We start from the raw sequence: 21,471 nt of genomic DNA on the forward strand, positions 1-21,471 counted from the left end.
GTTGATTGTTTGCCGTCATACGCCATCGCGTTGCTTGAATCAACTTATTCATAACAATATATGAACAATCATGTAACTAATTACGCTTATACGTTAGCTCGCTTTTTTTGTTTGTGTCACAGGAGATTCTGATAACGAGACATAGATCATTTTGTTTTGCTTATGGGTAAAAAATGCATAAACGCCATCTTCTGCTGTGGCTATCCACCCTGTGCAGATATCACATCGGGTTCTGCGGTGAACGATTGATCTTGCTCGCGCGATTGCATATCGCTGATAGCGTGTCAAATAACCGGAGTTCGCCATGACGATTGCCATGACTAAAGATGCGGTTCGCCCTTATGCGGTGACCCGCCGGGTTTTACTGGTGTGTTGGTTGAGTATTTTGTTCGAAGGTTATGATGTCGGGGTGATGGGCGCCGTACTCTCGAGTATGGCGGAAGATGCCCGTTGGGGTTTAACGCCGCTGGAACTGGGGGCGCTCAGTAGTTACGCCATTATCGGTATGTTTTTCGGCGCGTTTCTGGCGGGATCTCTCAGTGAGCGACTGGGGCGGCGGCGAATGCTGCTGGCCTGCGTGGCGCTCTTTTCCCTGTCGATGATGGCGACCACCTGGGCGCCGACGCCGCTGCTGTTTGGCGTCTCGCGCTTTATCGGCGGCCTGGGGCTGGGCGGGGTGATCCCGATTGCGGCGGCGATGACGGTAGAGTACTCGCCGCCTGAGCGGCGCAGCTATAACTACGGCATCATGTATTCCGGCTACTCGCTCGGTATTTTGTGTTCGGCGCTGGTGGCGATGTGGCTGATCCCGCATTTTGGCTGGCGCAGCGTAATCGGCGTCGGCGCTTTACCGCTGCTGGCATTGTGGCCCATGGCGCGACTGTTGCCGGAGTCGCTGGAGTATCTGGTCAGCCGTGGCCGCATGGACGAAGCGCGAGCGCTCTCTGCCCGGCTGGGCGTGCCCATGCCAGAACCGGAAAGCCACAAACCTCAGCAGGAGGGCTGGCGTAAAACCGTGACGCTGCTGTTTTCCCGCGATTACCTGCGCGCCACCGCCTGTTTCTGGATAGCACTCTTCTGCGGCATGTTACTGGTTTATGGGCTGAATACCTGGCTGCCAACGATTATGCGCAAAAGCGGCTACGCGCTCGGCCCCAGCCTGCTGTTTCTGGTGGTGTTTAGCCTCTCCTCCGCTATCGGCGGCTTAGTGCTCGGGCGCATTGCCGACCGTATTGGCGCGCGGCGAGCGGTGGCTATTTCTTACCTGGTCGGCGCTGTCGGTATTTGTGCGCTGATGTTCAAGCATTCGCTGGCGATTAACATTTTGCTCACCGCGCTGGCCGGGCTGGGGAGCATTTCGGCATCGCTCATTTTGACGGGCTTACTGGCCACCTGGTATCCGGGGGCCAGCCGTGCCTCCGCAACGGGATGGGCGCTCAGTTTCGCGCGAATCGGCGCGATGAGCGGCCCACTGTTTGGCGCGTGGATCGCCAGTAGCGGATTATCGCTGTCGTGGAACTTTGGCGCGTTTGCGCTGGTGTGTTTGCTGGCGGCAGTGATGGTGATGTTGTTGCCGAAGAAAAGATAGTCAAGTATGTGCGGCTTTCTCCCTCTCCCCGTGGGAGAGGGGCGGGGTGAGGGCATCAGCGCGCACATTTCCCCCTCACCCTAACCCTCTCCCTCAAGGGAGAGGGGACTAATCGCGCCAGAGGTTAAGTATGTGCGGTTTTCTCCCTCTCCCCGTGGGAGAGGGCCGGGGTGAGGGGTGAAAACCCGGCGCCTGCCCCCCTTTTTATCCCCTCCCTGCAATCCCTATCCACCTTCCGCACAAAAGACAATTCCATGACTAATCATGGATTGCCGCCCGCCATCCCCTTGCTTACAACTAACTCAGACAGATTACAAAAATGAAAGCGAGGTTGAGATGGCTGAACGTTCGTTTGCAGAAGAGGTGAAAAAGCTGAATTTACCCGCCGGTTCCGTATTTAGCGGCGAGGGAATTCTGGCGGTCACTAAAGCGTTGCTGGAATCTGGCGTCTCCTACGTCGCTGGCTATCAGGGCGCGCCGATTTCCCACCTGATGGACGTACTGGCCGATGCGCAGCCAATCCTCGACCAGTACGGTATCCGCTTTGAAAACAGCGCCAGTGAAGCGACTGCCGCGGCAACGCTTGCGGCGTCGGTCAACTATCCATTGCGCGGCGCGGTGACGTTTAAGGCCACCGTTGGCACCAACGTCGCCTCTGACGCGCTGGCGAATCTCTCTTCCGGCGGCGTGCTGGGCGGGGCGCTGATTATCGTGGGCGAAGATTACGGTGACGGCTCGTCAATTATGCAGGAACGCAGCCACGCGTTTGCCATGAAATCGCAGATGTGGCTGCTCGACCCTCGCCCGAACCTGCCTTCAATCGTGCAGGCGGTGAAAGATGGTTTTGAACTGTCGGAAGCGAGCAACACGCCGGTGATGCTGCAAATGCGTATTCGCTCCTGTCACGTTCACGGCCAGTTCATTACCTCAGAAAACCGCGCCCCGGCGTACACGGTAAAAGAGGCGCTGGAAAACCCGCAGCGCGATCTGAGCCGCATTGTGCTGCCGCCCGCCAGCTTCCTGCACGAAAAAGAGAAAATCCATCAGCGCTGGCCTGCGGCGGTGCGTTTCATCCGCGAACGCCAGCTCAACGAGTTTTTCTCTGCCGACGCTGACGATATTGGCATCGCCCTTCAGGGCGGGAACTACAACACCCTGATCCGCGCGCTCAATCAGCTTGGCCTGGCGGATGTGTTTGGCAACAGCAAAATTCCGCTGTACGTGATGAACGTGGCCTATCCGCTGGTGGATGAAGAACTGGAACAGTTCTGCCGCAACAAACGTGCGGTGCTGGTGCTGGAAGAGGGGCAGCCGAACTTTGTCGAACAGAACCTCTCTTTGATTCTGCGCACGCTGGGGCTGGAGACCAAACTGCACGGTAAGGATCTACTGCCGCTGGCGGGCGAATACAACACTGCCACCGTGCAGGCCGGGCTGCGGGCATTCCTTGAGCGCTATGGTCGCCTGGAGCCAGAGGTCAAAGCCGCGGCGTTTCAGGTGCGAATTCCCTTGGCAAGTGTCGTGCCGGATGTGGTCAACGCAGCCCCGGAACCGGCGCTGGCGGATGCCATTCATGCCCGCCCACCGGGATTTTGCACCGGTTGCCCGGAACGCCCGATCTTTACTGCCATGAAACTGGTCGAACGCGAGTTAGGCCCACATCACATCAGCGCTGATATTGGCTGCCATCTGTTTTCCATTTTACCGCCGTTTAACCTCGGCAATACCACGATGGGCTACGGCCTCGGCGGGGCAGGCGCGGCGGCGCTGAACACCAAAGACGGCAAACGCGCCATTTCGGTGATGGGAGACGGCGGCTTCTGGCACAACGGCCTGACCAGCGGTATCGCCAACAGTGTCTTTAACCAGAGCAACAACCTGACCATCGTCGTCGATAACAGCTATACCTCGGCGACGGGCGGGCAGGACATCCTCTCTTCCACCGCAGAGAACGCCACCCGCAGCACCGGGCATGCGATTGAAAACGCAGTGAAAGGCGTGGGCGTGAAGTGGGTGAAGACCGTTCGTCGGACCTATGACCTGAAGGCGATGACCGCCACCCTGCGTGAAGCGCTCACCACGCAAACGCCGGGGCCGAAGGTGTTGATAGCCCAGAGCGAATGCATGCTTAACCGCCAGCGTCGGGAAAAACAGCAGGTGCGCAAAGCGCTGGAGAATCAACAGCGCGTGGTGCGTGAGCGCTTTGGCGTTGACCCGGATACCTGCACCGGCGACCACTCCTGCATCCGCCTTTCCGGTTGCCCGTCGTTATCGGTAAAACCGAATCCCGATCCGTTGCGCACTGACCCGGTGGCGACGGTGGTAAACAGTTGTGTGGGCTGCGGTTTGTGCGGGGAAGTGTCGCATGCGGCGGTGCTCTGCCCGTCATTCTACCGTGCGCGCATTATTTCATATCCGCGCCTGCGTGAGCGGCTGATGGAGGCGATTCGTCGCCCGCTGATCGGCTGGTTGCAGCGTCGGGACGCTCGCCGCATCGCGCGTTTCAGTTTCTGAGGAGCCAAAAATGCCCGTATTACAACCGATTAAAATAGCCATCCTGGCGATGGGCGGTGAAGGCGGCGGGGTACTTGCCGACTGGATTGTCAATCTCGGGGAAGAGAAAGGCTATTTTGCCCAGACCACTTCCGTGCCAGGCGTTGCCCAGCGCACCGGGGCGACGATTTATTACGTGGAGCTTTTTCCGGGGCTTCACGACAATCTCGCCCAGCCGCCGGTGCTGGCGCTGATGCCGATGCCGGGCGATGTTGATGTGGTGCTGGCGTCTGAACTGATGGAAGCGGGGCGCGCCGTGCAGCGCGGGCTGGTGACGCCAGAACGCACCACGCTGATTGCATCAACACACCGCGTCTACGCCATCGGCGAAAAAACGGCGATGGGCGATGGCCGCGTCAATAGCGACTCGCTCATCCGGCATGCCAGCAATGCGGCAAAACAGTTTGTCCGTTTTGATATGGCGAAAGTGGCGGAAGAGAGCGGTAGCGTGATCAGCGCCGTGTTGTTCGGCGCGCTGTGCGGTTCCGGCGTGCTGCCGTTCAGTCAGGCGCAATTTGAAGAGACCATCACCCGCGGCGGCGTTGGCGTGAAGCCGAGCCTGCGCGCTTTCGCCCGTGGCGTGGCGGCGTCAGGGCTGGAAGATGCTGATGCCGTGATAACCCTCAACGAACCCGCGCCGACCAGCCCGCAGGTTGCGGCGCTGCTCGACCGCATCACCCGCGAACTGCCTGACGCCGCGCGCGCCACTGCCATCGAAGGCGTGCGCCGTCTGCTGGATTATCAGGATGTGCGCTACGCCGATCTCTATCTTGACCGCCTGAAACAGCTTTCTGAACAACCCGGCGGCCAGGGTGATGTGCTGCTGCGGGAAGCCGCGCGCCATCTCGCCCTCTGGATGTCGTGGGAGGACACCATCCGTGTGGCGGATCTCAAAATTCGCGCCAGCCGCTTTGCGCGCGTGCGGGAAGAGGTGCGTCTCGATGAGAAGCAACTCCTGAGCATTAACGAATATATGCACCCCCGGCTGGAAGAGGTGTGCGAAACCTTGCCTGTCGGAATGGGGCGCTGGCTGCTGAAGCCGGGTATCTGCAACCGCCTGCTGGGCAGCGTGACCCGCAAAGGACGCGTGGTGAACACCAGTTCTCTGCGCGGCTATTTGCTGCTGTGGACGCTCTCGCGCTGGCGTCGCGGCCGCCGTCTCACCCTGCGTTATCAGCGGGAAAATGCGCGCATCGAAAGCTGGCTGCAATACGTGGTGCGCGCGGCGGCCTTCAACCCTGCGCTGGCGCTGGAAATTGTCCAGTGCCAGCGACTGGTGAAGGGCTATGGCGACACCCACGCGCGCGGCCTGCGTAACTACCAAACCCTGATAGACATTGTGGAGCGCCACGCGTCGCATCTTGCTCCGGCCACGCTGCGCGAACTGCGTGATGCGGCACTGGCCGATGAACATGGCGACAAGCTGCGCGAGTGCCAGCAGCGTCTGGCTCTGAACTAAGGAGATTATATGAGTGCGACTACCTTTACTCGCCAGCATCGTATCCGCTTTTCCGAGTGCGACCCGGCGGGGATTGTGTTCTATCCGCAGTACTTCGTCATGTTCAACGATCTGCTGGAGCAGTGGGTGGATGAACTGCTGCCTGAAGGCTTTGCCGGCTATATCGGCGAGCAGCGTTTCGGCCTGCCGACGGTCCATCTGGAGGCGGATTTCAAAGCCGTAAGCCGAATGGGCGACAAGGTTGTGCTGCAACTGGAAGTGATCCACCTCGGCACCCGTTCGCTGAAGCTGGCGCTCAGTTGCACCAGCCTGACGGGCGAGTTGCGAATGCAGGTGACGCAAACGCTGGTCACAACTTCGCTGGAAACCCATCGCGCAATTGATATTCCGGCCGCGCTGCTGGCGGCGCTGCAAGCACCAGGAGAGAGTCAATGAACATTGTCTGTATCGGCGGCGGCCCGGCGGGGCTCTATTTTGGCCTGTTGATGAAATTACAAAATCCGGCTAACCACATTGTGGTGGTGGAGCGTAATCGCCCGTTCGATACGTTCGGCTGGGGCGTGGTGTTCTCTGATGCGACGCTGGAAAACCTGCGACAGGCTGACCCGGTGAGCGCTGAACAAATCACCGCGCAGTTCAGCCGCTGGGATGATATTGAAATCCATTTTAAAGACACGGTGAACCGCAGTGGCGGACACGGGTTTATCGGTATCGGGCGCAAAAAACTGCTCAATATTTTGCAGGAACGCTGCCAGGCGTTGGGCGTGGAACTGGTGTTCGATACGCTGGTGGAGGATGACCAGGCGCTGGCCGCGCATTATCAGGCGGATTTAGTGATTGCCTCAGACGGCATTCACAGCCGCGTGCGTACTCGCTATCAGGAGGTTTTCCAGCCGGATATTGATAATCGCCAATGCCGTTTTGTCTGGCTTGGCACGCGCAAAGTATTTGAAGCCTTTACCTTTTTATTTGCCGAATCGCCGCATGGCTGGTTCCAGGTTCATGCCTATCAGTTTGAACCGGGGCTATCGACCTTTATCGTCGAAACCACCGAGGAGACATGGCAGGCCGCCGGTCTGGACACCATGAGTCAGGAAGAGGGCATTGCCTACTGCGAAAAGCTGTTTGCGCCCTGGCTGGACGGACACGCGCTGATGTCGAATGCTTCACACCTGCGCGGCGCGGCGATCTGGATCCGCTTCCCGCGCGTGATTTGCCACCACTGGGTGCACTGGACGCAAAACAAGAAAAAAGAGGTGCCGATTGTTCTGATGGGCGACGCGGCGCACTCGGCGCACTTCTCCATTGGCTCCGGCACCAAGCTGGCGCTGGAAGATGCCATTGAGCTTGCGAACAGCCTGAAGCAGCACGATGGCGCGCTGCGTCCGGGGCTGGCGCACTACGAAGCGGTGCGCAGTGTTGAAGTGCTGAAGATCCAGAACGCGGCGCGTAACTCCACCGAATGGTTTGAAAATGTCAGTCGCTACGAAAATCTGGCACCGCCGCAGTTTGCCTATTCGCTGTTGACCCGCTCCCAGCGCATTTCGCACGAGAATCTGCGCCTGCGCGATCCGCAATGGCTGGCGCAGTACGAACAGTGGCTGGCAAAAGAACCGGCAACCCCACCGTTGCTTACGCCGTATCAGGTGCGTGGCGTAACGCTGAATAACCGCGTAGTGGTCTCGCCGGTGTTGCTGTATCAGGCGAACAACGGCGTACCGGGCGCGTTTCACCAGATGCATCTTGGCAGCCGTGCGCTGGGCGGGGCGGGGCTGGTACTGACCGAAACGACCGCCGTCTCGGCAGAGGGCCGCATGACGCCGGGATGTCCGGGGCTGTGGAATGACGAGCAGGCCAGCGCGTGGCGGCAGATTACCGATTTTGTGCATCAACACAGTGCTGCAAAAATCGGCGTTCAGTTAGGCCATGCCGGGCGACGAGGTTCCACGCGCGGCGGTGTCGAAAAAGCCGATTATCCGCTGGTGGAAAACAACTGGCCGCTGATTTCAGCCTCGGCGCTGCCGTATCTCGATGGCGTTTCTCACACGCCCGCAGAAGCCACAGCGCAGCAGCTTCAGGAGATTATCGCCCGGTTTGTCGCGGCGACGCATCGCGCAGTCAGCGCCGGGTTTGACTGGCTGGAGATCCAGGCTGGACACGGTTCGCTGCTCTCCAGTTTTATCTCGCCATTAACCAACCAGCGTACAGACGACTACGGCGGCACGCTGGAAAATCGCCTGCGCTTCCCGCTGGCGGTTTTTCAGGCGGTACGCAGCGCGTGGCCGAGTCATCTGCCGATTTCCGTGCGTCTTTCCACGACCGACTGGGTGGCTGGCGGTACAACCGTTGATGACGCCGTTGTGATGGCGCGGATGTTCCGTGAGGCCGGAGCCGACATGATTACCTGCTCCTCCGGTGAGGTTTCTGTTGAACAGAAGCCAGTTTACGGACGCATGTTCCAGACGCCGATGGCTGACCGCCTGCGTAACGAAGGTGGGATCGCCACGATGGCGGTTGGCGCAATCAGCGATGCCGATCAGGTGAATGGCATCATCGCCTCCGGGCGCGCGGACCTGTGCGCCATCGGCCGCCCGATGCTGGCGGATGCTAACTGGTTACAGCGCGAGTGCGCGCGCTACGGCTGGGCGCAGGTTAACTGGCACCCGGCATATCACTACGGTCAGGACGTTCTGCAACGCGCATTAGCGCCTCAGGGGAAATCATCATGAAACATGAAAACCACCGTGAAAGTATCGCCGGACGCGCAGATGTCGCCGATACCCCGGAGCTGGTGGCCTATTACCGGCAGCTTTCTCAACTGAAAACCGGTGCGCTGTGGACCGTCGCCAACAAGATTGAACCCTGGCAGCCGAAATCATCGTCGGTGCCGGTGCTGTGGCGCTACCGTGAATTGCGCGAACACGTGCTGCATTCGGTTGAACTGGTGACGCCCGAAAAGGCGGGGCGTCGGGTTATCTATCTGAATAACCCCGGTCGCCAGGACGTAGCGGCCGCCGTGGGCTGGCTTTATTCCGGCTTGCAGGTGATGCATCCCGGTGAAGCGGCGTCGGCCCATGCGCACTCCTCCTCGGCGCTGCGCTTCATCATGGAAGGACGCGGCGCGTACACCATCGTTGAAGGCCATAAGATGCCGCTGGAGGCGAATGACTTTGTGTTGACGCCAAACGGCACCTGGCACGAACACGGCGTAGAGGCCGATGGCCTGCCCTGCATCTGGCAGGACGGGCTGGATATTCCGCTGGTTAATGCCATGGAAGCCGGGTTCTACAAAGTGCACCCGGAGATGCATCAACAGGTGACTGCGCCGGTGGATGACCATGTCGCGCTGTGGGGCGCGGCGGCGCTGCGGCCGCACAATATTGGCTGGGATAAACCTTACTCGCCGCTGTTTAAATATCAGTGGGGACCCACCTATGACGCGCTGTGCCGCGCCTCTCGCGTGAGCGATGGTACGCCTTATGACGACGTGCTGATGCACTACACCAACCCGGTGACGGGCGGCCACGTGATGCCGACGATTGGCGCGAGTATGCAGCGCCTGCGCCCCGGATTTGTGGGCAAGGCGCACCGCCACACGGGTAGCTTTATGTATCAGGTTGCGAAAGGTCACGGCTACTCGATTATCGACGGGCAACGCTTTGACTGGCAGGAGCGCGACATCTTCTGCGTGCCGTCCTGGGCGTTCCATGAGCACGTGAACCTGTCGCAGAGCGATGACGCCTGCCTGTTCTGCTTTAACGATCTGCCGGTGATGCAGTCACTGGGACTCTATTACGAAGAAGCGCTGTTGGAGAACGACGGCCATCAACCCCTTTTGTCTGAGGAGAACAAATAATGCGTCTGATTACTTACCGTAGTGAAGTGGCCGGAGCGGGCCGTCTGGGTGCCATCGTGGGCGATTATGTGGTTGATCTGGCCAAACTGGCGCAGCATAGCGGGAGTTCTCTCCCGGACAATATGCTCGATTTTATTGACCTCGGCCCGGTCGCGGTGCGTGCGGGGACGTCGCTGTTGAAATCTTATGAGGGCAACTGGCCGGTGGGTAGCGCCTTGCCGCTGGTGAACGTGAAGGTGCTGGCGCCGATCCCGCGTCCGCGTAAAAACATTTTCGGTATTGGCCTGAACTACGTTGAGCATGTCGCGGAATCCAGCCGCACCCTGGACACCTCACGCGAGCTGCCAAAAGAGCCGGTGATTTTCTCCAAGCCGCCGACCTCCGTTATCGGCCCTGACGACGCCATTGAACACAACGCGGAGATCACTCAACAACTGGACTGGGAAGTGGAGCTGGCGGTGATTATCGGCTCTCGCGCCAAACGCGTCAGCGAAGCGCAGGCGTTAAATTATGTTTTCGGCTACAGCCTGATGATCGACATGAGCGCCCGCGACTGTCGCCGCGCCGGGCAGTGGATCTACTCCAAAGGACAGGACACGTTCGCGCCGTTTGGCCCGTGCATTGTTACGGCCGATGAGATTGCCGATCCGCACAACCTGAACCTGAGCCTGCGGGTTAACGGCGTCACCAAACAAAGCTCCAATACACGCCATATGCTGTTCAAAATTCCGACGCTGATTGCCGATATCAGCAAAGGCATCACCCTGGAACCGGGTGACATTATCGCGACCGGCACGCCGGAAGGGGTGGGGGCAGGGCGCAGCCCGCAGGAGTGGGTATGGCCGGGTGATGTGATTGACGCGGACGTGGAGCTGATTGGCAGCCTGCGTCATCCGGTTGTCGCGGTCTAAAGGGGGTTAGCATGCTGGAATTGCAAAAATTTACCGCCGCTGCGGTGCAGGCCTCGCCGATATTTCTGGATACTGACGCGACGGTGGATAAAGCGTGCCGCCTGATTGCGCAAGCCGCCGGAAACGGCGCGACGCTGGTCGCTTTCCCGGAGGTGTTTATCGCCGGTTATCCCTACTGGAGCTGGGTGATGAACCCGGTAGAGGGCAGCCCGTGGTTTGAAAAATTGTGCCGCAGCGCGATTGAAGTGCCGGGGCCGGAAATCCGCAAAATTGCTCAGGCCGCCGCGCGTCATCGGGTTAACGTGGTGATCGGTGTCAATGAGCGTCATCCACAAAGTATCGGTACGCTGTTCAACACGCTGGTGACGATTAACGACGAAGGAAAAATTATTGGCCGCCATCGCAAGCTAGTGCCGACCTGGGCGGAGAAACTCACCTGGGCCAACGGCGATGCTTCTTCGTTACGGGTGCATAAAACCAGTATCGGCCCGCTGGGCGCGCTGGCCTGCGGTGAGAATACCAATACACTGGCGCGTTTCTCGCTGCTGGCGCAGGGCGAACTGGTACACGTCGCCAGCTACATCGCGCTGCCCGTCGCGCCGAAAGATTACGACATGGCAGAAGCCATCCGCTTGCGCGCCTCGGCGCACTGTTTTGAAGGCAAAGTGTTCACCGTAATTGCCTGTTCAACGATTAGCGAAGAGATCATCGAGGCGATGGCGCAAAGCCACCCGGAATCGCGCGAACTGCTGGCGCGTCGCAACAGCGCATTTTCCGGCGTGATTGGCCCGGACGGGCGGGTGATTGGCGAGCCGCTGATTGATGAGGAGGGAATTGTCTACGCCGACATCGACCTCGATCGCTGCATTCAGCCGCGCCAGATGCATGACATTACCGGGCATTACAACCGCTTCGATATCTTCGACTTGCAGGTCAATCGCCGGGCGATGAACGCCGTCACCTTCAGCGATAGCCTGGAAAGCAGCCTCGACCTCAATGAATTTAACGACGCGGCCGAGCCGCCTTCGGAGTCACGCTAATGCAGACTGCAAAAACTTACCGAATCGGGCAGATTGTCCCGTCTTCTAACACCACCATGGAGACGGAAATCCCCGCAATCTTGCGCGCCAGAGAAGCGATTGCGGCGGAACGTTTTACGTTTCATTCCAGCCGGATGCGCATGAAACACGTCACCAAAGAAGAGTTGTCGAAAATGGACGCCGACAGCGACCGCTGCGCGCTGGAACTCTCCGACGCCGCGGTGGATGTGCTGGGCTACGCCTGCCTGGTGGCGATCATGAGCATGGGCAAAGGCTATCATCGTATTTCCGAAGAACGCCTGCACAGCCGCACGGTCGAAAATGGTCATCCTTCGCCGGTTATCACCAGTGCGGGCGCGCTGGTGGAAGGGTTACAGGCGGTGGGGGCGAAGCGTGTATCGATTCTGACGCCGTATATGAAGCCGCTGACGCAAATGGTGATCGACTATATTGAAAATGAAGGCATTGAGGTGGTAGACAGCATTTCGCTGGAGATCCCCGATAACCTGGCGGTGGGGCGTCAGGACCCGCTTGCGCCGGTAGAGATAACGAAGCGGCTGAATACCAACGTTGATGTGATTGTGGCCTCAGCGTGCGTTCAGATGCCGTCGCTGGGGTCGATACAGTTGATTGAAGACCGGGTAGGGCTACCGGTGCTGTCATCTTCGGTCGCGACAACCTGGATGATGCTTAACCGCCTGCGCCTTGACACCCGCGTGCCGGGGTTTGGATCGCTGCTGTCAGGGCGGTTCTGATAAGGTGGGGAATGTGCTCGCTGATGCCCTCACCCCGGCCCTCTCCCACAGGGAGAGGGAGAAAAACGCACATACTTAACCTCTGGCGCGGTCAGTTCCCTCTCCCTTGAGGGAGAGGGTTAGGGTGAGGGGGAAAACACGTACCCAACATCACGGAGCAGCTATGAACTTTATCAACGGTTATTTACCCGCCCTGCTGGGCCAGGCGTGGATGGTGGTCTCGTCCGAATTTCACCCGGTGGTGGAATCACACGGTCTGTCGGTGCTGGAATGGCGCGTGCTCTCCGTGCTGGAGGGCAACGGGCCGACCAGCGTGAGTGAACTGGCGTTAAAAACCGTCAGCAAACAACCCACCATCACCCGGTTGCTCCATCGGCTGGAGAAACAACAGCAGGTGGAACGTTGCGAGGTTGATGGCGGCGACCGTCGTTTAAGCCTGGTCAACGTCACCGAGTCAGGACGGAAGCTGGTGGAGGCGCTTAACGGCGAAGCAGCGCGTTTCGAGGCTCAGGTGCTGGAATTGCTGGGCCACGAGCGTAGCCAGGCGCTGAAGGCTACGCTGCAAACCATTATTAGCCAGCGTCAGGTTTGATTCACCGTTGCTGTCTGCTTTTTTTGCCGGGTGGCGCTACGCTTACCCGGCCTACAAAAACATCCGTCCGTATGCCCGGTAAGCGTAGCGCCACCGGGCGTGTATTACGCCGTTAACCCGCCATCCACCGCCATACACGCGCCGTTCACGTATGATGATTCCGGCCCGGCGATCCAGGCGACCAGATTAGCGACTTCATGCGGTTCGCCAAAACGCTTCATGGGGTTGGCGTTGATTAAGTACTCCGCATGTTCCCCGTCGAGTGGGTTCATATCCGTCGCCACCGGCCCCGGCTGAACATCATTCACCGTAATTTTGCGTTCGCTCAAGTCCCAGGCCAGCCCGCGCACCATACGGGCGACGGCGGCTTTGGTCACGCCGTACACCGTGGAGCCAGGCCCCCGGCCTGCGCTGCTGACGATACTGCCAATCGTGATAATTCGCCCACCGGACTGAAAATGCGGCAATGCCGCCTGCACTGCGACAAACGGCCCGCGCACGTTAATGTTGTAGCTCAGGTCGAAATCCTCCAGCGAAAACGTCGCGATATCGCCCATCCGCAGAACGCCCGCGTTATAGACCAGAATATCCAGCCCGCCCAGCGCCTGAGCCGCCTGGTTTACGGCTTCTGTAAGCTTCACCGCATCGCCGCTGTCGGCCTGAAACGCCTGCACCGCTTTTCCCTGTTGTCGATAACCGTCAACCTGTTGCTGCACGCGCTCGCCGGATGACACCCAGGTGAAGGCGACGGTTGCGCCTTCATCGCTAAGCCTGCGGACAATCGCTTCACCAATACCGCGCGAGCCGCCGATAACCAGAGCCTTTTTTCCTGCCAGTGATTGAGTCATTGCGCGACACCTTTTGTGAGAGGTTAAAAAATGACCATCTTGCCTCGCTTAATCTCCTCCTCAACGCCCCTGAGCGTCAAGACTGATTTTTCGTCACTGTGTATCACACTGTATCTGGCGTAAATGGAGATACAGAGGCAGGCAAAAAGGGGGTGCGGCGAAATATCCCCGACACATACGGCTGTTTTGATAGTCAGGCGATAGGGCGAAAAGAAATAGTCCCGGCTGGTTAGAATTTACTCACTATAATTCCTTCGCTAACTATCGTTTTTGCTTTTTTATCGATCCTTTATCCATGCCCATGCGCAGGAGTAAAAAATGAATACGTCGGCCCTCCCGGTTCAATTTTTAAAAAACAAAACGGTAAAATCTGCTCTTCTGCTCGCTATGTTGTTGACGCCTGTACTTCCGGTATTGGCAGCTGATAATTACGCCAGCGAGTTCAATAACATCCACCAGATTAACGCCGGTGATGTGAATATCGGCTACGTCGATATTGGCCCGCGTGACGGGCAGCCGGTGATACTGCTGCACGGCTGGCCCTACGATATTCACAGTTACGCAGAGGTGGCTCCGGCCCTCGCCAGCAAAGGCTTTAGGGTGATCGTTCCGCATCTGCGCGGCTATGGCACGACGCGTTTTATCTCTGACTCTGCGCCGCGTAACGGCCAGCCGTCGGCAATGGCGGCGGATATTGTGGCGCTGATGGATGCGCTGAACATTAAGCAGGCGGACGTTGCCGGGTTTGACTGGGGGGCGCGCACGGCGGATATCGTCGCCGCACTGTGGCCGGAGCGGGTGAAATCGCTGGTGTCGGTGAGCGGCTATCTGATCAGCAGCCAGAAAATTGGTGAGCAACCGTTGCCGCCGCAGGCAGAGCTGCTGTGGTGGTATCAGTTCTATTTTGCCACCCCGCGTGGCGAAGCGGGTTATGCGAAAAATACCCATGATTTTGCGAAGCTCATTTGGCAACAGGCATCACCAGGCTGGAAGTTTAGCGATAAAACCTTTGCCACCAGCGCCGCCTCGCTGGATAACCCGGACCACGTTGCGGTCACTATCAGCAACTATCGCTGGCGTTTAGGGCTCGAAAAGGGTGAAGCGAAGTACGATAAATACGAGCAAAAACTGGCGACGCTTCCGGCTATCACCGTGCCAATCATCACCATTGAAGGCGGAAACAACGGCGCGCCGCATCCGGACCCTAAAACCTATGCCGCCCGTTTTACCGGCAAGTATGAGCACCGCACGTTTGGCGCGAATGTCGGTCATAACCCGCCACAGGAAGACCCGGTGGCGTTCACTCAGGCGGTGGTCGACGCCGATAAACTGTAACGGAGCCGCGATGGAACATATCGACACGGTGCTGGTGGTCGATGACGACAGCGATATTCGAGAGCTGGTTGTCGACTACCTTAATAGCGCGGGCTATCGCGCGACGGGAGCCGCCAACGGGAAGGCGATGCGGGCATATCTGGCAAACCACCAGGTGGATCTGGTGGTGCTGGACGTCATGATGCCGGGCGATGACGGGCTGACGTTGTGCCGTGAATTGCGCAGCGATCGCTATCAAAATCTGCCGGTGCTGATGCTCACCGCCCGCAGCGACGATGCGGACCGGATCCTCGGCCTTGAGATGGGCGCGGATGATTATCTGGTGAAACCATTTGTCGCGCGTGAACTGTTGGCGCGGATTAAAGCTATTTTGCGTCGCTATCGGGCCTTGCCGCCGAATTTGCAAATCACCGATGCCGGGCGGCTGATTGCCTTTGGCCGCTGGCAACTGGATACCGCTGCTCGCCATTTGATTGATGATGACGGTCTGGTTGTTGCGCTCAGCGGGGCGGAGTATCGCCTGCTGCGGGTTTTTCTCGATCACCCGCAGCGTGTCCTGAACCGGGACCAGTTACTAAGCCTTACTCAGGGGCGTGATGCGGAGTTATTTGAACGCTCCATCGACCTGCTGGTTAGTCGCCTGCGTCAACGGCTGAGCGATGACGCGCGCGAGCCCGCTTACATCAAAACCGTGCGCAGCGAAGGCTATGTGCTGGCGATGCCGGTGGAGATTCGTCAGTGAGGTTTTGGCCGAAAACGCTGCTGTATCGGCTGGTACTGCTGGTGCTGGCCGGGCTTTTACTGGCGAACGGCCTGACGCTTTCCCTGCTGCTGTATGAGCGTATGAGCAGCGCACGCACGGTGATGCTCGATAACCTGGGTTATGACGTGGCGACCAGCGTGGCGATTCTTGACCGCCTTCCGGCAGACGAACGCGCCGCGTGGCTTCCCCGGCTGGCGCGAGGCAACTATCACTATCAAACCGATGCCGGCGAGCCGGGCCCCGTACCTGACAGCTGGCGCTCGCGCTCGATTGTGGCGTCGCTTCAGGAGGCGCTCGGCGGGCAATACGCGTTGACGATGAGCGCCATTCCCGGCCCGCGTGAGCATATTCAGGCGCATCTGCGTTTACGTGATGGTTCCCCGCTAACGATAGACCTGCGCCCGCAGTTGCCCGCGCTGGCGCGCTGGCTGCCGGTGGTGCTGGTTGTACAACCGCTGTTACTGTTGCTGTGCGCATGGCTGGCGGTACGTCAGGTGATTCGCCCGCTTTCGCGGTTTACCCGCGCGGTGGAAACCTTAGAACCTGCTGCGACACAACCGCGAATAATGGACGATCGGGGCCCACGGGAAGTGGCGCAGGCGGCCCGCGCATTTAATGCGATGCAGGCGCGTATCCAGCGTTATTTAAAAGAACGCACGCAAATTCTCGCCGCGATTTCCCACGACCTGCAAACGCCCATCACGCGGATGAAACTGCGCGTGGAGATGAGCGAGGAGCCGATGCTGCGCGATAAGCTCATGCAGGATCTCGAGAATATGACGCGGCTGGTACGCGAGGGCATAGCGTATGCCAGAAGCGCTGAACCCTTGCTGGAGCCCACGCATCGGCTCGATCTCAATGCCTTCCTCGACACCCTCGTTTGCGACTACACGGACACCGGCCAGGCCGTCACCTTCTTGCCCGCCCCAACGATTTCCCCGCTGGAGACCCGGCCGCAGGCGCTAAGGCGCATCATGACCAATCTGCTTGATAATGCGCTGAAGTATGGCAGTGAAGCGGAGGTTCATCTGCTTTTGCATGATGCGCAGTGGCTGGAAATCGAGGTGCGGGATAACGGCCCCGGTATTGATGAGGCCGAGCAGGATGCGGTGCTACAACCTTTCTACCGTATTGAAAACTCGCGCAATCGCCACACGGGCGGTACCGGGCTGGGGCTGGCGATCGCGGCCCAACTGGCGACGCAGCTTCACGGGCAACTGAGTTTACGCAACCACAGTGAGGGCGGTCTGGTGGTTATCCTGCGTTTGCCGCGCGTTTTGTATCCTTCTGTATCCACTTCCTCCCTCGACAACTAACGAGACAAAACGGCGTTTTGCCGACACACCCCGCACACATCGACGCGGTTAAATCGTCTCACCGCCTGATACCCAGGCAACCTAAAGGTGAGGTGAGATATGGCTATTATCATTGCGTTTGTCGGCGGCATGCTGACGCTGTTAAGCCCCTGTACGCTGCCTGTTATTCCGTTTTTATTTGCCAGCGTGAAAGGGCAGAAACGCCATCTGGCGGCGATGTTAACCGGGATGGTGCTGATGTTTACCCTGGTGTCATCGCTGGTGACCGTGGCCAGTGCCTGGGTGGCTCAGATCGCCACCGTCGGGCGCTGGCTGGCGTTACTGTTTATGAGCGTGGTCGCGCTTTCGCTGATATTCCCACGCGTGGCGCAGTGGCTGGCGAAGCCAGTGGTGCGGCTGGGCAATCAGGTGAACGATCAAAGCAACCATAATCGCGGGCTCGTTGCCGCGCTGCTGGCCGGATTTGCCACCGGCCTGCTGTGGGCACCATGTGCCGGGCCGGTGCTGGGGGCCATTCTCAGCCTGAGTTTGCTTCAGGGGAGCAGCGTTTCCAGCAGCGTATTGCTGGCAGCCTACGGGAGCGGCTGCGCGGCGATGCTGGCCCTGTTGTGGTTTGGCGGTAAACGGGTGATGCACTGGCTGCGGGCAAAAACGGCGGTGGTGGAACGTCTGCGCCAGGGCGCGGGTGTCGCAATGCTGGCGTCGGTAGCGCTGATTGCCACCTGTACCACCAGCGTGCTTCAGGGGGCCAGTGCGTTTTCACAACAGCTGGAACAGCGTCTGGTGGGCTTGCTTCCTGAACAATCCGTACATTTGCAGCCGGTTGTTGATACTACACCCAGCAGTCAGCTCCCGCCACTGACGGGCGGAACGGCGTGGATCAATAGCGCACCGCTGTCAGCCGATTCGCTGAAAGGGAAGGTGGTACTGGTTGATTTCTGGACCTTTGACTGCATCAACTGCCAGCACACGTTGCCTCACGTTCGCGAATGGTCGCAGAAATACCCAGGCCTGACGGTAGTCGGCGTACATACGCCTGAATATCCCCATGAGAAACCAGTGGATGCGGTAACGTCAGCGGTGAAAAAATGGCGGTTGAGCTACCCTGTGGTGTTGGATAATAACTACCGCATCTGGAATGCGTTCGGCAACCAGTACTGGCCCGCACACTACCTGTTTGATGCGCGCGGGCAGCTGCGGTATGCCTTCTTTGGTGAAGGGAATTATGCCGAGCAGGAAGCAGCGATTAAGACGTTGTTACAGGAAAGCCATACCTGATAGCGCACCTCACAATGCCCGATGGCGCTTCGCTTATCGGGCCTACCTGCATCGTGGTCGTAGGTCGGGTAAGGCGCAGCTGCCACCCGACAATTAAGCCGCACAACACCCGATGGAACCGCCGAACCGTAGGCCGGATAAGGCGCAGCCGCATCCGGCGATTTTGCTGCTCAGGCTACTGAAAATAGTGGCGAAACGGCGGAAACATCCGCTGCCGTTTCGTCGCTCTTCTCTTAATTGAAGGCGACCTTAATCGGCTGTTCAGACAGTTTTTGGCAGGCTTTCAGCGTATGGCTCTTCGCAAAATAGAACATGAATTTATCGCTCTTTGGATGATGCATTAAGGTATCGCCGTTACTGAATTTGAAATATTCCGTACCGTTACGGACCTCATGCCCTGAGCCCACGTAATAATGTCCCTTCCACAACTCGGAGATGTGACCAAAGGCATGCAGCGTGATTTCGATTAGCCCACGCGAGGGGCATTTCAGCTTCAGTGCTGTCGAGTTGAAATTAAGCGCCAGAGCAGGGGAGGTCAGTGTCGTCAGTGCAGCAATAAAAAACAATTTTTTCATAGGATTATGTAAGACTTTTCTTATACGGGACGGGCTTTTTACCGTAACGGAAAGTTTACAAAATTGATATCAGTCAACTAAAACGGGGTTTTGATTTCATTAAGGGGAGTTTTTCTTTTTTTTGCGATCTGTGTCGGGGGCAATGAAGGACAGCGCTCCACAGAGCGCTGTAGATTAGGCGCGAATATCGGCGTATTCCGGGGTGGTATCAAATTCGTGTTTAGCGAAGGGGCACAGCGGAATAATTTTGCGATTCTCGTTACGCATTTTTTCCACCACTTTTGCCACCAGTTTCTTGCCGACGCCCTGACCCTTCAGGCTTGGGTCTACATCGGTATGCTCAATAATACTGAGGTGCTCGCCGGTGGGAACGAAAACCACTTCGGCCAGTTGATTACCGTCAGCATCGTTAACGTAAAAACGGTTGTTACCTTCCAGAATTTCCATTTTTTTCTCGCTATGGGTTATTTGGTACGGTATTTCAGCGCGCCGCTCGGGCAGGTATCGATGACCTGTTGCACCACGGTGCTCTCTACATTATCGGGCATAATCCACGGTTTGCGCTTCAAATTGAAGAGCTTGCTGTTGCCACGCACGCAGTTGCCCGAGTGCTGGCACAGGGTGGTGTTAAAATAGACGTCGATCTTTTCACCGGTGTAGACCCGGTATCCGGCGTCGAGAAGTTCTTTATCCATGACATTGCCTCAATTCAAATAAGAGTACTGGCTGTGCTAATCATAGCCTGTCATGGCATGCGGAGGGAAAGGAATTACTGATTGATAGGGGATGAGTTGCTAACAAATATTGCAGAGCAGTTGCAGCTTTTTAAGAATTATTCTCAACTCTGTCATATCGCCCTATCGCAACTTTAACGCGGCCCACGCTTCGGTGGAAAAGCAGACAGAAGAGAGAATCTCAATGGTGCGGTTTTTATTGTTATTAATGTAGTAAGTCGCATTAAGCGTTGGCGTAAGAACATCACCTTTGTTAATGCTGAAGGCCGATTTGATTTTAGTAATGGTTTTAATTTTGCCGCACTGGGTGACCACTGAAAAAATATCCTGTTTTTCAGTTTTTGAGATGTCAATGACCTGCCATTCCATGCATATATCCCCAGATAATTTGTGTGTTCGTATATTAGCACAGCCCACCAGGGCAAGAGCCTAAACATACGGTAAATGAGCGAGCGAAACTACTTTTGTCACGCAGTAAATAGTGATCATGCTCACCAAATAAAATATTCAGGAAAAACATGAGGAAACATAGAAAATAGCAAAGCATTAATTTCTATGTATATCAAGTAGTTGCATTTTAATGCTATTGATTGCAAATCATTTCTATGGATATTTCACTTTCTTAATGTTGCGCTAATACAAGCTCTCTATTCTGAACCACTCCTCCCCGAATAAAGGTATTGCATGTTAAGTCATGCGCCGTGGGGCTACGTCAGCGAGTGTTCAAAATGGATGATTTTTTACCGTTTTCCCGTCCTTCTATGGGGGATGAGGAGTTTCAGGCGATAAAAGCCGTCTTACAGTCAGGCTGGATAACGACCGGGCCACAAAATCAGGCGCTTGAAGAGGCATTCTGCACGCTAACGGGCAATCGATTTACCATCGCCGTCAGTTCGGCCACCGCCGGAATGCACGTCACCCTGATGGCGCTTGGGGTAGGGCCGGGTGATGAAGTTATTACTCCGTCGCTGACCTGGGTTTCCACGCTCAATATGATTGAGTTGCTGGGCGCTACGCCGGTGATGATCGACGTCGATCGCGACACGCTAATGGTGACGCCAGAGGCCATTGAAGCCGCGATTACCCCGCGAACCAAAGCGATTGTGCCGGTGCATTATGCAGGCGCGCCGGTGGATATCGACGCCGTTTATGCCGTGGCACATCGCCACGGTATTGCGGTTATCGAAGATGCGGCTCATGCCGCAGGTACGTTCTATAAAGGCCAGCACGTGGGCGGGAAGGGCACGGCTATTTTCTCGTTCCACGCCATCAAGAATATGACCTGCGCCGAAGGCGGGCTGGTTGTCACCGATGATGAAAACCTTGCCCGACAGATCCGCAGCCTGAAATTTCATGGCCTGGGCGTGGATGCATTCGACCGACAAACCCACGGCCGCGCCCCGCAGGCGGAAGTACTTTCGCCCGGTTACAAATATAACCTCGCCGATATCAACGCGGCGCTGGCTTTAGTGCAACTGGCGAAATTACCGCAGGCCAATCAAAAGCGTCGCGACATCGCGCAACGTTATTTACGCGAGCTTGCCGATACGCCCTTTCAGCCGCTTGCCCTTCCGGGCTGGCCGCATCAGCATGCCTGGCACCTGTTTATTATCCGCGTTGACGAAAACCACTGCGGTATCAGCCGTGACGCATTAATGGAACAGCTAAAAGCGAGGGGCATCGGCACCGGGCTGCATTTCCGCGCGGCACACACGCAAAAATATTATCGCGAGCGTTACCCCAATCTCGCGCTGCCCAATACCGAGTGGAACAGCGCGCGTATTTGCTCCCTTCCTCTTTTCCCGGATATGACTCATGACGACACAACCCGCGTTATTGCGGCACTCCATCAACTGGCAGGACGTTGA

The 21,471-nt window shown here is 57.6% G+C and carries 20 protein-coding genes; 15 read left to right on the plus strand and 5 right to left on the minus strand.

The window, feature by feature from the left end; genetic code table 11:
• Window positions 1–304 precede the first annotated feature (304 nt).
• The 10 genes from ACWWFX_RS00645 to ACWWFX_RS00690 all read left to right on the plus strand — a co-directional run bounded on the left by ACWWFX_RS00645 (window position 305) and on the right by ACWWFX_RS00690 (window position 12,754).
• Window positions 305–1,588 (plus strand): MFS transporter, encoded by a 1,284-nt coding sequence (locus ACWWFX_RS00645; RefSeq protein WP_456146119.1) that lies wholly within the window; start codon window positions 305–307, stop codon window positions 1,586–1,588.
• A gap of 336 nt (window positions 1,589–1,924) precedes the next feature.
• Complete coding sequence (locus ACWWFX_RS00650; RefSeq protein ID WP_473222958.1) at window positions 1,925–4,102, plus strand: thiamine pyrophosphate-dependent enzyme; 2,178 nt, start codon at window positions 1,925–1,927, stop codon at window positions 4,100–4,102.
• A 10-nt stretch (window positions 4,103–4,112) separates the two neighbouring features.
• Window positions 4,113–5,600: an indolepyruvate oxidoreductase subunit beta family protein gene (locus ACWWFX_RS00655; RefSeq protein ID WP_473222959.1), complete on the plus strand. Its 1,488-nt coding sequence runs from the start codon at window positions 4,113–4,115 to the stop codon at window positions 5,598–5,600.
• Between the two features lie 9 nt (window positions 5,601–5,609).
• Window positions 5,610–6,035, plus strand: a complete 426-nt coding sequence (locus ACWWFX_RS00660) for an acyl-CoA thioesterase (protein WP_276219619.1) — start codon at window positions 5,610–5,612, stop codon at window positions 6,033–6,035.
• Window positions 6,032–8,329: a bifunctional salicylyl-CoA 5-hydroxylase/oxidoreductase gene (locus ACWWFX_RS00665; RefSeq protein ID WP_473222960.1), complete on the plus strand. Its 2,298-nt coding sequence runs from the start codon at window positions 6,032–6,034 to the stop codon at window positions 8,327–8,329. The genes ACWWFX_RS00660 and ACWWFX_RS00665 overlap by 4 nt, the downstream gene beginning before the upstream one ends.
• Entirely contained in the window at window positions 8,326–9,456 is a 1,131-nt protein-coding gene (locus ACWWFX_RS00670; protein ID WP_473222961.1) for a cupin domain-containing protein, read from the plus strand. Before ACWWFX_RS00665 ends, ACWWFX_RS00670 begins: the two co-directional genes overlap by 4 nt.
• Window positions 9,456–10,367, plus strand: a complete 912-nt coding sequence (locus ACWWFX_RS00675) for a fumarylacetoacetate hydrolase family protein (RefSeq protein WP_473222962.1) — start codon at window positions 9,456–9,458, stop codon at window positions 10,365–10,367. Before ACWWFX_RS00670 ends, ACWWFX_RS00675 begins: the two co-directional genes overlap by 1 nt.
• Before the next feature lie 11 nt (window positions 10,368–10,378).
• Entirely contained in the window at window positions 10,379–11,407 is a 1,029-nt protein-coding gene (locus ACWWFX_RS00680) for a carbon-nitrogen hydrolase family protein (RefSeq protein WP_473222963.1), read from the plus strand.
• Window positions 11,407–12,162, plus strand: a complete 756-nt coding sequence (locus ACWWFX_RS00685; protein ID WP_473222964.1) for a maleate cis-trans isomerase family protein — start codon at window positions 11,407–11,409, stop codon at window positions 12,160–12,162. The genes ACWWFX_RS00680 and ACWWFX_RS00685 overlap by 1 nt, the downstream gene beginning before the upstream one ends.
• A gap of 163 nt (window positions 12,163–12,325) precedes the next feature.
• A complete protein-coding gene (locus ACWWFX_RS00690; RefSeq protein WP_456146110.1) occupies window positions 12,326–12,754 on the plus strand; it encodes a MarR family winged helix-turn-helix transcriptional regulator in 429 nt (142 codons plus the stop codon).
• 104 nt (window positions 12,755–12,858) lie between these two features.
• On the opposite strand, the gene ACWWFX_RS00695 is transcribed toward ACWWFX_RS00690, so the two are convergent.
• The gene (locus tag ACWWFX_RS00695) at window positions 12,859–13,602 is read right to left on the minus strand and encodes an SDR family NAD(P)-dependent oxidoreductase (protein ID WP_473222965.1); all 744 of its coding nucleotides are present in this window, start codon (window positions 13,600–13,602) and stop codon (window positions 12,859–12,861) included.
• Between the two features lie 318 nt (window positions 13,603–13,920).
• Here ACWWFX_RS00695 and ACWWFX_RS00700 point away from each other — a divergent pair, with 318 nt between their 5' ends.
• From ACWWFX_RS00700 to ACWWFX_RS00715, 4 genes are all read left to right on the plus strand, one after another.
• Complete coding sequence (locus ACWWFX_RS00700) at window positions 13,921–14,937, plus strand: alpha/beta fold hydrolase (protein WP_473222966.1); 1,017 nt, start codon at window positions 13,921–13,923, stop codon at window positions 14,935–14,937.
• Between the two features lie 10 nt (window positions 14,938–14,947).
• Window positions 14,948–15,679, plus strand: a complete 732-nt coding sequence (locus tag ACWWFX_RS00705) for a response regulator (RefSeq protein ID WP_276219633.1) — start codon at window positions 14,948–14,950, stop codon at window positions 15,677–15,679.
• Window positions 15,676–17,016 (plus strand): ATP-binding protein, encoded by a 1,341-nt coding sequence (locus ACWWFX_RS00710; protein WP_473222967.1) that lies wholly within the window; start codon window positions 15,676–15,678, stop codon window positions 17,014–17,016. Before ACWWFX_RS00705 ends, ACWWFX_RS00710 begins: the two co-directional genes overlap by 4 nt.
• 99 nt (window positions 17,017–17,115) lie before the next feature.
• Window positions 17,116–18,294, plus strand: a complete 1,179-nt coding sequence (locus ACWWFX_RS00715; protein WP_473222968.1) for a cytochrome c biogenesis protein/redoxin — start codon at window positions 17,116–17,118, stop codon at window positions 18,292–18,294.
• A gap of 233 nt (window positions 18,295–18,527) precedes the next feature.
• Here the strand turns inward: ACWWFX_RS00715 and ACWWFX_RS00720 are convergent, their stop codons facing one another.
• The 4 genes from ACWWFX_RS00720 to ACWWFX_RS00735 form a co-directional block, all read right to left on the minus strand.
• Window positions 18,528–18,869, minus strand: a complete 342-nt coding sequence (locus tag ACWWFX_RS00720) for a hypothetical protein (protein ID WP_473222969.1) — start codon at window positions 18,867–18,869, stop codon at window positions 18,528–18,530.
• A gap of 174 nt (window positions 18,870–19,043) precedes the next feature.
• Window positions 19,044–19,337, minus strand: a complete 294-nt coding sequence (locus tag ACWWFX_RS00725) for a GNAT family N-acetyltransferase (protein ID WP_473223134.1) — start codon at window positions 19,335–19,337, stop codon at window positions 19,044–19,046.
• The gene (yjdI, locus tag ACWWFX_RS00730) at window positions 19,334–19,564 is read right to left on the minus strand and encodes a 4Fe-4S mono-cluster protein YjdI (RefSeq protein WP_015963563.1); all 231 of its coding nucleotides are present in this window, start codon (window positions 19,562–19,564) and stop codon (window positions 19,334–19,336) included. The genes ACWWFX_RS00725 and yjdI overlap by 4 nt, the downstream gene beginning before the upstream one ends.
• Window positions 19,565–19,726: 162 nt before the next feature.
• Window positions 19,727–19,972, minus strand: coding sequence for a histidine kinase (locus ACWWFX_RS00735; protein ID WP_456146105.1), 246 nt, complete (start codon window positions 19,970–19,972; stop codon window positions 19,727–19,729).
• Between the two features lie 359 nt (window positions 19,973–20,331).
• On the opposite strand from ACWWFX_RS00735, the gene arnB reads away from it, so the two are divergent.
• Window positions 20,332–21,471, plus strand: a complete 1,140-nt coding sequence (arnB, locus tag ACWWFX_RS00740) for a UDP-4-amino-4-deoxy-L-arabinose aminotransferase (protein ID WP_473222970.1) — start codon at window positions 20,332–20,334, stop codon at window positions 21,469–21,471.

The sequence above is a fragment of the Pseudocitrobacter sp. 2023LY-00077 genome (genome assembly GCF_055796175.1).